Source organism: Myroides sp. NP-2, from assembly GCF_014145665.1.
Taxonomy (GTDB): Bacteria; Bacteroidota; Bacteroidia; order Flavobacteriales; family Flavobacteriaceae; genus Flavobacterium.
This window is the reverse complement of the sequence record NZ_JACHTD010000018.1, coordinates 1-14,125: the sequence shown is the minus strand read 5'-3', so window position 1 is coordinate 14,125 and position 14,125 is coordinate 1. Positions and strand designations below refer to the sequence as shown.

Annotated in this window: 10 protein-coding genes; 1 reads left to right on the top strand and 9 read right to left on the bottom strand. The window is 35.7% G+C overall.

Annotated elements, in window-relative coordinates:
• Complete coding sequence (locus H4K35_RS14100; protein ID WP_255492486.1) at positions 1 to 2,448, top strand: DUF5686 family protein; 2,448 nt, start codon at positions 1 to 3, stop codon at positions 2,446 to 2,448.
• A gap of 38 nt (positions 2,449 to 2,486) precedes the next feature.
• Here the strand turns inward: H4K35_RS14100 and H4K35_RS14095 are convergent, their stop codons facing one another.
• From H4K35_RS14095 to H4K35_RS14055, 9 genes are all read right to left on the bottom strand, one after another.
• Entirely contained in the window at positions 2,487 to 3,449 is a 963-nt protein-coding gene (locus H4K35_RS14095; protein WP_182628596.1) for an ABC transporter ATP-binding protein, read from the bottom strand.
• Positions 3,450 to 3,639: 190 nt separating this feature from the next.
• Positions 3,640 to 4,584 (bottom strand): thioredoxin-disulfide reductase, encoded by a 945-nt coding sequence (gene trxB / locus H4K35_RS14090; protein ID WP_182628595.1) that lies wholly within the window; start codon positions 4,582 to 4,584, stop codon positions 3,640 to 3,642.
• A gap of 167 nt (positions 4,585 to 4,751) precedes the next feature.
• Complete coding sequence (locus tag H4K35_RS14085) at positions 4,752 to 5,777, bottom strand: hypothetical protein (RefSeq protein ID WP_286467652.1); 1,026 nt, start codon at positions 5,775 to 5,777, stop codon at positions 4,752 to 4,754.
• A gap of 128 nt (positions 5,778 to 5,905) precedes the next feature.
• Positions 5,906 to 7,021 carry a helix-turn-helix transcriptional regulator gene (locus tag H4K35_RS14080; RefSeq protein ID WP_182628593.1) on the bottom strand — a complete coding sequence of 372 codons (1,116 nt, stop codon included), beginning with the start codon at positions 7,019 to 7,021 and terminating at the stop codon, positions 5,906 to 5,908.
• A 135-nt stretch (positions 7,022 to 7,156) separates the two neighbouring features.
• Positions 7,157 to 7,798 carry a helix-turn-helix domain-containing protein gene (locus H4K35_RS14075; protein ID WP_182628592.1) on the bottom strand — a complete coding sequence of 214 codons (642 nt, stop codon included), beginning with the start codon at positions 7,796 to 7,798 and terminating at the stop codon, positions 7,157 to 7,159.
• Positions 7,799 to 8,753: 955 nt separating this feature from the next.
• Positions 8,754 to 9,395 carry a helix-turn-helix domain-containing protein gene (locus tag H4K35_RS14070; protein ID WP_182628591.1) on the bottom strand — a complete coding sequence of 214 codons (642 nt, stop codon included), beginning with the start codon at positions 9,393 to 9,395 and terminating at the stop codon, positions 8,754 to 8,756.
• Positions 9,396 to 10,007: 612 nt separating this feature from the next.
• Positions 10,008 to 11,123, bottom strand: coding sequence for an AraC family transcriptional regulator (locus tag H4K35_RS14065; protein ID WP_182628590.1), 1,116 nt, complete (start codon positions 11,121 to 11,123; stop codon positions 10,008 to 10,010).
• Between the two features lie 437 nt (positions 11,124 to 11,560).
• On the bottom strand, positions 11,561 to 13,525 hold the full coding sequence (locus H4K35_RS14060; protein ID WP_182628589.1) for an OmpA family protein: 1,965 nt from the start codon (positions 13,523 to 13,525) through the stop codon (positions 11,561 to 11,563).
• An 8-nt stretch (positions 13,526 to 13,533) separates the two neighbouring features.
• Positions 13,534 to 14,125: type IX secretion system membrane protein PorP/SprF (locus tag H4K35_RS14055; protein ID WP_182628588.1), on the bottom strand; the 592-nt coding region annotated here is incomplete at its 5' end.

The window sequence follows — 14,125 nt, the reverse complement described above, 5'->3', positions numbered from 1 at the left end:
TTGTTACTCCTCTTAGTATTCCTATTAGGAGTTTTGGGTTATGGACAGACGATTACAGGAAGAATTACTACAGAAAACCATAAACCGATAGGTCAGGTGTTGGTTTTTATACCTGGTACCAATCACCATACGCAAACAGATGAAGCTGGTTTTTTTACAATTAATTGGGATTCGAAAGCGCCTATTTACATTCAAAAAGAAGGCTATGAGAACCAAAAAATTAAGTACAAGAATCAAACAGATGGTTGGGCTATACATTTACTTCCCCTAGATAAGCGCAACATTCTATATACCGAACAACAAGATGAATATGCGTCTTATTTACTTTCCTTGGTTTACGCGCATTTTTCACAGCGCACCAACAACTACCAAGCGTCGTATTATGCCAAAGGAGATCTTCAATTAAACACCCAACGCTCTTCTTATTTAGGTCAAAAAAGAAAGGATTTAGATCCTGCCTTAGACATTGATAGCGAACAAATAGGTAATTTTATTTACCTCAGTGAAATTGCATCTGATTTGGATTATCGCGATAAACTTCTTAGTAAGGAAACAGTTCACGCATTACAAGAGAGAGGAAATTCCAAAGATCTTTTATTTTTAACGGGGACAGACAATGATTTTAATATTTTTAGTTCTGAGGTATCGAAACGGATCAATGTGATTTCTCCCCTCCTTCCCTATGCTAATACCTACTATTTTTTTGATATTATCTCGAAGGAACAGGTGGGTGAGGAAACGTTATACCGCATTTACTTCTCGCCAAAACGCGATCGGGAGCCAATTATGGAGGGTTATATTGAATTTACTAGTAAGAACTGGCAAGTACTCTCTTTTTACGCCAAAATGAAGGGAAATAATGTAAATGTAAAGAACATCAACAACCTGCAGATCAAGCAAACCTATACGTATTCTCCTTCGATTGATGCCCATGTAAAAGCGTCCCAAACGTTGGTTTTTGACGGAAAATTCATTGTTTTTGACTTCATTGGTAAATTTGAAAGTAGTTTTTCACATTATACAGAAAAACCTGCCCAATTAATGGAAAACAAAACCAATGAATATTTGACCTTTACCAAAGATTACAATCTTGATGAAGACCAAAAACTAGCGTCTATTCGCCCCTTTAGTTTAATGGAAAGCGAAAAGAAATACTTCGATCAAAAATCGATTTTCTTGACCGATGACACCAAAAGCATATTAGATTCGATTGACAAGAGGACGAATAACTTTACGGTATTCAAGTTAATTAAGGGGTATAAATACGTCAACTCCTATAAAAACACAACCTACAGCTATCACGGTTTGCTTTCTACTTTTGCTTTTAATGCAGTACAAGGATTTAATATCACCTCGGGGCTAGACTATACTAAATTGCGTCCTGATAATGCGGCAACGTCCTATGGGGTGAATGTCAGTTATGGGTTTAGTGAAAACAAGTTTCGCTTTTCGGGCTATGCTTCTCATGTGTTTAATCAACAGAATTACAGCACACTTCGCTTAGAGGCGGGTGAGGCTATTGAGCAATTCAATCAGGATGATCCAATTAAAAAGCCTATTAATTCTTTTGCTTCTGCTTGGTTTGGAAAAAACTATGCGAAATACTTTCAAAAAAAGTTTCTCTCTTTAAAGTACAGCCAATACGCTTTCACCAACTTTAAGTTTGAGGCACAATTGGAATATGCCTATCGAAAGAATTTATACAACAATATTCAGAATCCTCCTTTTGTACCTACATTAGACTTCACTTCCAACAATCCCTTAGATCCAACGGATTTTGAATCGCCTTCTTTTAAGCAAAACGAGGTGGTTAAGCTTCAAATGAATGTGCAGGTGGTCTTTGATCAAAAAACGATTAGCTATCCTACTAAAAAGCAATATATTCAACAATCTAAATACCCTATTTTAGAGGTGCACTTGGAGAAAGCACTCAATACAACCGACCGAAACTATAGTTATACTTTTGGATCTATTGGAACGAAATACCAAAATAATATTGGAACGTTTGGGGAGTTGTATACTGGAATATCCATCGGTCAATTCTTTGAGCAAAACAAGATTCCATTTACAGATTTCAAACACTTTAACGGGAATCAAACTTTTATTGGTTCCTCTCCTATTTACAATAAACAGTTCAACCTACTTCCTTACTACGAGTATAGTACGAATAAATCCTATGTTGAATTTCACATGGAACACGATTTTCGCGGTTTCTTAATCAACAAAATCCCTTTGTTAAACAAGACCAGGTATTCGATTATTGTTGGTTTTCACTTGCTGCATACCCCTGATAAACCTACCTATAAAGAATTTGGTATTGGTTTAAATAACTTTGGTTTTGGTAAGTTTAGACCTTTTAGAATTGATTATTTCACTTCTTTTTCGGATCGTAAAACTACACATGGGGTTGTTTTGGGGGTAAAAATATTAGATTTAATTCAGAAATAATAGAAAGGTTGACAGTTGACTAAGTCAACTGTCGACTATTAACTAAATTTCTTTAAGGCTAATTTCACTTGCGTACCCGCTTGTACTTCAACTGGGTGGTTGAAATACAATGCTCTGTTGTTTTTAAATTGAGCATGCACTAGGTATCCATCGCCACAAAAGTAGGATTGTTGAATTTCTACGTCTAGGACTCCTTTTTGTTTAGAGATCATCAATTGATGTGGATAGATGAGTAAAACTTCATCTTCTCGGGTGTCAGGTGTAAAGTCGGAGATATAAAGTTCATTGACTTCACCGAAAAGTGTAGCTACGTATTTATCGGATGGAAATTCGTATAAATCTTTTGTATCGCCAAAATCGACAACACGACCTTCTTTGAGTACGATAGTTTCATCGGCAAAACTCAATACATCCATGCTATCATGAGTAGCGACGATACAGGTTATATTGTGTTCTTTTAAATAAGCAAAGATTTTGCGTCTCAAAACGCTTCGACGAGCATAGTCGATATGGCTAAAGGGCTCATCTAACAGCAACACTTCAGGAGCGAGTGCGAGTACTCTGGCTATAGCAACGCGTTGTTGTTGACCGCCACTTAATAATTTTACCTTGACATCTGCGAATGCAGTCATTTCGATTAGTTCAAGTAATTCTGCTATTTTCGCTTGCTTTTTTTCTAGGTTAAAATTCGATAGGTATTTTCCAATATTTTCTGCGACTGTGGTATGCGGCATCAGGTCAAAATCTTGAGCGAGATAGCGCATATTGTCCATTCCAGGAACCAAGTTATAGGCAGGACCGAGTACTTGATTGTTATTCCAAAAAATTTCACCTTGATCGAGGTCGTGTAATCCGTAGATTAATTTAAGCAGGGTACTTTTACCACAGCCACTTTCTCCTAATAAGGCGACGTGTTTTCCTTTTTCAATAACTAAATCAATGGCGTCTATAACGGTATAATTGGCGGTATAACTAAACGATATATTTTTTAATAAAAGCATGACGAGGTTTTAAAGTACAAAGATAAAAATATCTTATCATGCGCTCTATTAAATTCAAATAAAGACACAAAAAATAACCTATAAAAAAGGGATAAGACACAAGTATCTTATCCCTAATCTGTTATGTAGTGAAGGTCAAAGAAGAACAAGGTGAATAAGTTCTAATTTCCTTCGCTTACTGTCACTTTGTTTACTCTTTTGAGGCTAAGTATCGCTCAGCGTCTAAAGCGGCAATACAACCCGATCCAGCAGCAGTGATTGCTTGTCTGTAATCTTTATCTTGCACATCTCCACAAGCAAAAACTCCTTCAACATTTGTTTTACTTGTTTTGCCTGTTGTGATCAAGTATCCCGTTTCATCCATGGTCAATTGTCCTTTGAAGATATCGGTATTGGGTTTATGTCCAATAGCAACGAAAAATCCAGTGGCAGGAATATCTGTTTCCACTCCTGTTTCGTTGTTTTTCACTCTAACACCCGAAACGACATTTCCATCGCCTAATACTTCAACAGTGCTAGTATTCATTAGGATGTCAATATTTTCTGTATTGCGCACGCGATCTTCCATAATTCGAGACGATCTAAATTTATCGCTACGCACTAACATGGTTACTTTTTTACAAAGTTTAGATAGGTAGTGTGCTTCTTCACAAGCGGAATCTCCAGCACCTACAATTACTACTTCTTGATTTCTGTAAAAGAATCCATCACAAACAGCACAAGCAGAAACCCCACCACCGAGGTTTAAATAGTGTTGTTCTGAAGGTAAGCCGAGGTATTTAGCAGTTGCACCTGTAGATATAATCACTGTATCTGCGTGTACTTCGGTTGTTTCGTTTACCCAAACTTTTTTTATATCTCCGCTAAGGTCAACTTTAGTAACCCATCCGTCTCTAACATCTGTTCCAAAACGCTTGGCTTGAGCTTCAAGTTGCAACATCATTTCAGGTCCTGTCACACCGTCAGGATATCCAGGGAAGTTTTCTACATCATTTGTTGTTGTTAACTGTCCGCCGGGTTGTAATCCTTGGTATAAAATAGGTGCCATATTTGCTCTAGCTGCATAAATTGCCGCTGTATACCCTGCAGGTCCTGATCCAATAATTAAACACTTTGTTCTTTCTATCGTTGACATAATACTCTTTTTAATAATTATGAAAACAAAAATACCCATTTTCCGCGCTTTTCAAAGTAATTTTATAAAGAAATAACTTATTTCAACATAGGGAAATTCTATTTTATCCGTCGTATTTAGTCCTTGGATTGGGTTGTTTTGTCAGGAGGTAAAGGGCGGATAGTCGCTTAGGAACTTATACGTCTATCAGCTCCTTCTCTTTCGAGGAAGGAATCTTGTGTTCGTTTAAAGCTCTCATAGCTTCGAAATCCACTGGCAAGAATCATGTCTTCTTGCGTTTTTTTTGTTGCACCTAAAGAGGCTTGTAAACGGAGGTATTCCTGGTATCTACAGTGATTAATATACTGAGAAAAGTTCATTTTATAGGTTGTATTGATAAACTGGGAGAGATAACTTCGATTGGTCATCAGATCATACAGTAAATCTGTAATTTTTAATTGGGGGTTTAAAAACGGTTTTTTTTCGGCGATATATTGTTCAAAAGTATCTTTATTAATGAACAATTCTTTTTCTTTTGTCTTTTTCAATTTATTTGCGGTTATGGTTTCTTCAAGTATATCTTCTGTTCCTAAGGCGAAGTTTTCACAAAAAACATTATAGCAAAGACTGATTGCAAAAAACATAAACAACCCATTAGGCAAGAGTTGGCCAAAAAATAGATGCTGCTTCACAACGGGAACCACGTAGAACACGATAGATCCGGGGAGCAACAAAAAGCCAAGCACAAAAATGGGGTATAACCACAACAGGGAGTCTTGTTCTTCGTTGGAGGAGTAATTGCTAATATTTTTGCGGTATCGAATCAATCGATATAGCGATAAAGTAAGGTAAATGACGTTGTACATGCTTGCTAAAAGGATTGCTTCCTTGGCAACCCAAAAAGAGGGAAATCCTTGCACAGGAAAGTGGATTCCGGCGTGTGGATTACCTTGCTTTGTTTGGAAAAAATAAAGGGAAAGTCCAATAGTAATACAGGTTACATAGTTGAAATAATAAAATTTATCTGCTTTCTTTAATCGGGTTAGCTCAAAGATGAAATGATAAAAAAGGATAGGCATCAACAGAGCGCTTTGAAAATTCAATTCCTTGATATACGATAAACGCACTAGGCTAAAAGCTTCAAAGAAGGTTGTGCTATAAAAAAAGATACTGATGGCGAAAAATGAGATTAGAATAACAATCGCTTTTTTCACTGCCAAGTCACAGGTATTTTTCGCCAGCTTTAATCCCAATAATACAAGGCATAAAAACGTCGAAAATACCGAGGCTGAAAATGAGAGCCCTATAAAAAAATAGTCATAATTCATACCTTGTTCTTCCTTTAAAACCGTTGTCTTTTTTCTGCATTTTTTACAGCTCTCACATAATGTCTATAATCTGAAAATCCTGCCTGAACGACTAGGTGTTCCAGGTTGCTTTCTTTGTCTGTTTTTTGTAGGTATTCCACTTCTTTGATTCTCCATGAATTAATAAACTGGCTTACATTACAATGATAGGTCACGTTAATAAATTTTGAAACATAAGTTCGATTAACGCCAAAGTGATTGACGATTGTTTCTAACCGAAAATTTTTGTCTGTATAGGGTTTACTTTGTGTAAAATACGCTACAATATCGCGTTGCGTCAATAAATTATTTGCGTTATCATTGGCGTGCACAAAACTAGATTCCAAAACGTCATTACTTTGTGTACCTGTTTGATCTACACTAATAATCTGTCCTGAAGACAATAGAATATTGGTTTTGTAGCTTTGGGGAATTTTTATTCGTTTTTTTTCTTGTAAAAGATTAAATGTCAAAACAATATGTTGAAAAGACATGGTTAAAACGGTTAAAGTATACACCCAAACGCTTTTGTTATTCGATAAAATTAGCACAGAGAAAACGGTTTTTCCCAAGAGTAACAAGTGGATCCAACTGAGTTTTTTCTTTCCACTATGTTCTATTCCCCTTTGGTATTTGTACACGCGAATCCAGAAGAGAAAAGTGTAGTAAGTTATGCATATCCCCATACAGGTACTTAAACTTTTGGACAGGAGGAATTGATGATCTAAGGTGTGAAATCCCTCTGTTCTGGATAAGACATACAAAAAAACATAGGACATAATGCCCAAAAAAATGGCTTGTATGTAATGATAGTAGTTGAATTTCTTTTTCATGGGCGTAAAGAAACTCACGAAATGGTAAAATAAAACTTGAGAAAGGCAAACAAGTAGCAGCATAATAGGCAATAAACTGATCCGAATAGCCTGTGTTTTTTGCGTAAGGTTATCAATAAACCACAACACAATCAACACGCCATAATAACCTCCTAAGGTTCGTAAAATAGGTGTTTCTGCTACGGACAGATTTTTGTAAAATACAACGAGTAGCATGCTCCCACACGTCATAGAAGAAATCATGGGAATGGAAATCAAAATGTACTTTAGTAGCTCCATTACTTTCAAATTTATGTCTCTTGCTTTCTTGTTTGCCTTCCTTTTGCTCTTTTAGTTTCTTGTCTCTATCATTTGATTGCTCCTCCTTCTCTCTTTTTTATTCTTTTTTATATCCTCTTTCACACTTCAACTTCATTAACACATCAAAGAATCTTTCCATTGAAATATTTCAATGACATCCTTTGCGAGAATATCGATAGGCTCTTCTTCTTCTTTTTTAACTTTAAACGTGCTTTTGTCCTTACTTACTTCGATCAGTTTAAAATATTGAAATCCTTTATTTTGTACGAAGAAGACATAGTTTTCATGTTCGACAACTAGGGAATGGTCAATTTTTTTGCAAAAGGCATACATTAATTGGGGTTGCTCTTTTTCTTTTACGAGTGCATACAATTGAATAATTATGTCAAAGTTTGAGCTTTTTGGCAAGTAGATTTGTTTGAGTTTTTGATGCTTAGTCTTGATGCTCAAATAGTATTCCAAGTAATCATCTATGTAGATAATTGGAATATTGGTATAAAATTTTTCAATTGCTTTATTAGGGTAGTTAGAATAAAATAATTCATTCAGATCAATTTGATGTTGTTTACAGACGTCAATAATCTTTGCATAACAAAGTGTATTTCTCTTTTTCCAAGAGGAAATAGTATTGGGTTTAAGCTCAAAAATCTGCGCCAATTGTTTGCTTGATTTTACGCCTAATAACACTTTTAACTTAGTTAACACTTCTATTGCAGAACTGGTGTTTTGATTTTCTTGTAGCACTTTATTTTTCATTATTTAATTGTACATTTATTTATAATAACTTCCATTTTTTAAACTGTTTTACCTAGATATTTTATTGGAGCATAAACTATTACACTTTTTTTATTTTTAAAAAATGGATAACAGTTAGTTAGTTTGGGTTATGTTTCAGGGAAGTCACTTTTATTTTACTGTAACAAAGGTTTATTCCGCTTCATTAGTCAAGTCAAAGAAGTTTGGATCAGCTGGTTTTATCTCGATCGACAATCCCTTGAAATAACTGTTGGATTTTTCTATTTATCTCTGAAGACAAAGAAATTACCCCCGTGTAAAATAAGATTGTAAAAGTGTAAAAATGTGAGAGTAAAACCGTATATATGTTTTTACTTATCGTAAATTTTTTAATAAAAAATCAATAAACATTTAAATTTCATTGAATTAAGAAAAAACATTTTGATAAAACAACAACAACGAAAGCTTCAAAATTATTGCTCTTTCACCTAAGCTCTATGCCAAAAAATTGAATGAATTGCCAATTTTGAAGCAGAATTGGTGTTTTGTAACCTTTAAAAATTAGAAACGCGGTAGGTATGCTGTAAAAAAGATACGCATTTGTGCTGTTTTCGATTTTTTTTAATAGAAGAAAACGAACCAAGGATAGCTGTAAAAAGAGGCGGTTTTTGGGGGATTAGCCAGACTAAAAAAGGTATTATAACCACATTTTACCAATTTTAAATATCTTTTTTACATGGTAAAAAGAGTCGTCTTCCCGTCTATTTTGGTTTGATTCACCATTATATAAGAGCGAAGACCACACAACATCCATTTTTTTTTAATATCCCTGAGAATAAAACAAAAAAAGAAGAGTAAACCTCTTCTTTTTTTAAAAATTACAGTGCTATATTTGGTACTCCTTTTTTGGTCATCACTAGATTGTGTTCAAAATATGCTTTATTCATCTCTTCTTGAGTATGCTGAGTTTGTTTAATTAGCACGACAAATAATTGACAATATGATAGACTTCTACAATTTCTTTGGCATTGACCCAACTCAATTCTTCTGTTTCTTTGTAAAGACTAATTCTATTGTTCTTTTTATCTACTTCCACCACATTATATTTTTGGAATCCTTTGTTCTTCAATAGGAATACATAGTTTTCGCCCATGGTTATGTCGGCAAATTGCACTTTTTTACAAAAGGCATAGACTAATTTTGCATTGACTTGGTCTTTCAGGGTTGTATACAGCTGTATAACAATTTCAAAGCCTACTTGTTTAGGCACGTAAATTTGTTTTAATTTTTTGGGTTTTGCATGCATGCTCAAATAATACTCCAAATAATCTTCAATATAAATAATGGGGATATTTCGATAACTTTTATCAATAGATAGATTTTGATAATCGCTAAAAAATAATTCATTCAAATCAATATTAAAGTGATGACAAACTTCAATAACCTTGGCGTAGGACATTGTATTTCTCTTTTTCCAAGACGAAATTGTATTGGGTTTCAAATCAAAAATTTCAGCTAATTCTTTCGCTGTTCTTACCCCTAACAACACTTTTAATCTGGTTAAAACTTCAGAAGACGAAGTTTGAATCACATTTTCTTGTAAAGCTATTTTTCTCATAGTATTCTTTTTTTTAAAGCAATCCACTAAAAATGATAGAACTCAATTCAAGTAAATTGGATAGCTGCCTTATTATAATTAGTATTAGTGACGAGCATGTGTAGTTTTGTTTGTCGTTTGGATCAATTTACATTTCTCATTTTTTTATTTGTTTATATTATTTATTAGGAGTTTTTGTTTTTAAATTCGTATTTGCTGTGGTATTTCTGTGGATTAAAAAAGAAGTATGCCCACAAAAGAATGGGCAATACTTCTAGGAAACAACAGATTTACTGTGCACAACCTCTTCTATATGATCAAGCATTTTATTGCTCAAGAACAATGCATTTCTTTTATTTTAGAAAGAGTTTTATCAAGGCGTATTTTTTTCGCTCCTACCTGCTTAAACAGATGGTAAACAACAATCAATGTTCATCACAGGAGAGTGAATATTTTGCTATTCGGGATCAGAATCTATCAAAAACAAGACAGTAACACGAGGGTTTTAAAAATTCTTTTACTCTATACAAATCAATTGGACTACATAAAAAAGTAGATCAACTTTTTTTCATTCTTAATTCGCGTTACTGTTTGTTTTTAAATTTTTGACCCTAAAGCGTCTTTCTATACTAGTTAATCTTGGCATTTTTTTAGGTATTCAAAAGGAGTGCATCCTAAAACATGTTTAAAACTTTTAAAAAAAGATGTTTTTGAGTTAAATGCACTTTCTAAGAATAGGTCATTGACGCTTAATTTATCTTTATTATTGGAGTCGTTAATGTATTGCACCACATGATCAATTCTCAGCTTATTAATGTATTCTCGAAAGTTCATTCGGTGAACAACATTAAAATATTGTGCTAAATAATAGCGCGATATTTTAGTTTGAGCGGCTAGATCAGTCATTTTGAAATTGGCATCTAAAAAAGCTTTGTTTTCGATAATAATGTCCTTGACTTTAATATTGCACCGTTGTAGAACGATTTCGTTCAATTTTGTTTGCTCATACTTTGGTTGGTTCACATCAGCATCATCCATCAGATAGGCATCGTCCTCCCATTTTTCATCCTCTTCATTTTCTTCTCCTTGCTCATGGATGTTTATTATTGTTTTGTTTTCCCTATTTTTTCTCAAAAAAGCGAGCGAAACATAGAGCAGCAATAAAAATAGCAGTCCAGACGATTTTACATCTTGAGAAATCCAGAAAAAGAGTAAGACTAAAACACTACTGATGCTCAAATGCAACCACCTACCTATTTCTTGTTTTCTTGTAGGAGGCCCCTCGGTTTCATGACTTAGTTTTACTATCTTCCTTCCTATGCTTATTCCGTAATACACAAAAGACAGGACTACTACTCCGCCAATACCTTCAAAAATATAGGGCCAATCGGCGTTGATGAAGGCGATGAATATTCCACAAATGAAAATACACATCATGCTATAGAAGTCCCCCAGGTATTTATTGTATTTCACTTCTCGTTCCCTTGCGTCCCAGGTGGATATAATCAAATTGAGATACGGCCCATAAAATAGAAACATCAAGATCCAGATTGGAAAGTGAACCAAATTGTTCACGAGTATATCTTCATAAATGACTAAAACCAGTTGAATAAGAACAAAATAACTAAACCAAGTCAGTGTTCTATACCCTATTCGTTTGCTATGGGATACTTGCTTAAAACAAGCGGTCAGTACTTCATAAAAAACGATTGGTACTAATAGAATAAGAAATAAATTTTGTAAGGGCATAATAATCAGGATTAAGGACAACTCAACTTTGCTTCTTAACTTAACTATTTAAGTTTATAAACATCATTACCTTATACTACATTATCTCGCAAAAATTCTCAAACAGTTTTATGCTACATCGTCAAAAAAATCAACTGATAATTTCATATAAAATATACACATCTCAATAAGAAAAAGGGAGAAAGATTTGAAAGACTACTTCAAAGCAAACGAGTACTAGTGGCTGATTTATTTCTCACAAAATAGTCAACCAAAAGTTGTGCCATCTCGAGTAGAAAGCGGTAAATAATTCGCATTTAGCCCTCTATTTTTAGGTGTGTCTTTTTCACTTTCTTTTGGTAAAGAAAGCTCCTAGTCTAGGAGCTCTCTAAACTTCAGCTGTTGGTTTTACATCCTACAGCAGGATGATTTAAAAAAAATTGCTTATTCTTCTATCTTTATTTTGCTAAGACAATAAATTCGCTTCGTCTATTTTCTTGGTGTTCGGTATCGCTACAGCGAACGCCATTGCTGCAACGGTTTAGTAATTGGGTTTCTCCATAACCACGTCCTAGTAGACGATCCGGATCAATTCCTTGCATAATCATCCATTGAATGGTTGACTTGGCGCGGCGATCGGATAAGCTTAAGTTGTAGGCGTCTTTTCCTTTACTATCGGTATGAGAGCGAACATCTACCTTTAAACTTGGGTATTTCTTCATCAATTCCACCACTTTCATCAACTCAATAGAAGCATCATAGCGGATGTCTGCCTTATCAAAATCAAAGTATATTGGTTTTAGATTTAACTTTTTGAACAAATCGTCATTAACTTCAATAGGGATTTCAGGGAGTTCAAGCCCGATATCGACAGTCTTTATGCCTGGGACATCATTACTATTAAACACAACTTCTGCCGTATTATAGGATATAGCTTCTGCTCGAAGGCGCGATTTAATTCCACAATCCAGCAAGGACGTTATGTAATACCCTTTGTTATTGGTGCGCAACGTATCAGTTTTCTGATATACCGCATCGGAAATCACAACAGTAGCGTTGGGAATTGGCAATTTAGTTTGCTTGTCGTAGACGGTTCCTTGTATAGTTTGTTTACACGGTTTCTCTACCCAAAAGTAGATATCATCACCTCCTTTGCCTTCTGGTCGATTAGAGCTGACAAACCCTTTGTTTTCTTTGGGATCTATATAGAAGCTAAAATCGTCTAGTGAACTGTTTATAGGTTCTCCCATATTCACGATGGGTCCCAAACTTCCGTCTGGATAAATACGCGACACAAAAACATCCAATCCACCAAGTCCGGGATGACCATCAGAGGAAAAATACAGCTGGTTATCGGAGGAAATAAACGGAAAACTCTCTCTTCCTTCTGTATTGATTGTTTTTCCAAGGTTTTCCACTGGGCCATAGCTGCCATTTTCATAGCGTGCCATGCGGTATAAATCCGATTGTCCAATGCTTCCCTTGCGGTCTGAGGCGAAGTACAACCACTTTCCATCGGGAGTTAAAGCGGGATGGGCGGTATTAAAATCATCCGAATTGATCGGTAATTCTTCCACCTGTCCCCACTGCCCATCCGCTTGCTTTATTGCTTTGTATATTTTCAGTAAAGAGGTATGTGCTTTATTTTGCTTGCTTTTCCCATTGCTCTTGACATTGTTACGCGTAAAATACATCGTCTTTCCATCAGCAGTGAATACGGCTGTTGCCTCATTAATACTGGTATTCTCCATGGGTAAACGCACAGGTTCTCCAATGCCCTCATTATTGATTTGAGCACTGTACAAACTCGTATAGCTTTCATTGGTCCAGGAGTGAATATCACTTTGTGTTTTAGCGGCGGTTGCTCTTGCAGAGGTAAAAACAAAGCTATTCCCCACAATGGTTCCCCCATAGTCCGAATACTCGCTGTTTAACCCCAATGCGGTGATCTCATAGCGATCTGAATTGCGTGCGATCTGATTGACGTAATCGCGATTCTTGTTGTACAAGGCTGCGCGAGAGTCTCCGCCCTCCAACTTGTAAAACTGATCCATCAAATCTTGTGATTTCCCGTAGTTCTTTTGACTTTTAAGGGTTTGCGCATAACGGTAGTAATATTCAGAAGGTACAAGTGCGATATTTTTGTCCTTGTAGTCCCCTTCAAAAAGTTCACTATACCACTGATGGGCTTCGGTTAGCTTTCCATTGAAGTAATACGCATCTCCTAGGTTCTGTAAAAGGGAGGTATTGACATAACCTTGATTAGCCAAATTTTCATAAATTTCGATGGCATTGGCATAGGCCAGGCGATCAAAGTTTTTATCTGCTTGTTTTTCTTTGCGGATCTGAGCATGACTGAGTGTAACACCAACGATCAACAAAAGTGCGACAAGGCTTACTTGATATACTATTTTTTTCATCATATTCAACTTTAAAAGAACCTTGGCGCGGTTACGCGCTTAAAGCTGTTTAACAAATTAAAGCGCAGAAAAATCTCATGGGATCCGGAGTTGTAACGAGACAGCTTACTGGTTTCGGCATCGTAACTATAGCCGATCATCATATTGTCTGTTACTTGAAAACCAACCAATCCACTCACTGCAGCATCCCAGCGGTAAGCCGCTCCGAAAGTAAACTTATCTCTAAACATAACATTCGCACTCAAGTCTACCTGAAGCGGCGATCCTTCAACCATCTTAACCATGGCCGCTGGTTTTAATTTCAAATTATAACTCAGGTCAAACACATAGCCTCCGGTTACATACAGGTGCATGCGTTGAGCTAGGGTATTGACAGCATTGTCGTCATAGCGGGTTTGGGTAAACAAATTAGGCGCTGATACACCCACATAGGCTTTCTCTGAGTATAAAAACATACCCACTCCGAGGTTCCCACCAAAGGCGTTCTCTACGTTGTTGGCTACTATGGGATCGCTCTGTTCATAAATACTCAGCTTGCTGTAATCCACATTCAACAAATTACCCGATCCCTTTAATCCAAAGGCCAGTTTATACTCACTATTA

Excerpts from the sequence above, each read along its gene's own strand:
- H4K35_RS14060 (WP_182628589.1), bottom strand. The coding sequence starts at position 13,525 with ATGATGAAAAAAATAGTATATCAAGTAAGCCTTGTCGCACTTTTGTTG.
- H4K35_RS14065 (WP_182628590.1), bottom strand. The coding sequence starts at position 11,123 with ATGCCCTTACAAAATTTATTTCTTATTCTATTAGTACCAATCGTTTTT.
- H4K35_RS14095 (WP_182628596.1), bottom strand. The coding sequence starts at position 3,449 with ATGCTTTTATTAAAAAATATATCGTTTAGTTATACCGCCAATTATACC.
- H4K35_RS14070 (WP_182628591.1), bottom strand. The coding sequence starts at position 9,395 with ATGAGAAAAATAGCTTTACAAGAAAATGTGATTCAAACTTCGTCTTCT.
- H4K35_RS14080 (WP_182628593.1), bottom strand. The coding sequence starts at position 7,021 with ATGGAGCTACTAAAGTACATTTTGATTTCCATTCCCATGATTTCTTCT.
- trxB (WP_182628595.1), bottom strand. The coding sequence starts at position 4,584 with ATGTCAACGATAGAAAGAACAAAGTGTTTAATTATTGGATCAGGACCT.
- H4K35_RS14075 (WP_182628592.1), bottom strand. The coding sequence starts at position 7,798 with ATGAAAAATAAAGTGCTACAAGAAAATCAAAACACCAGTTCTGCAATA.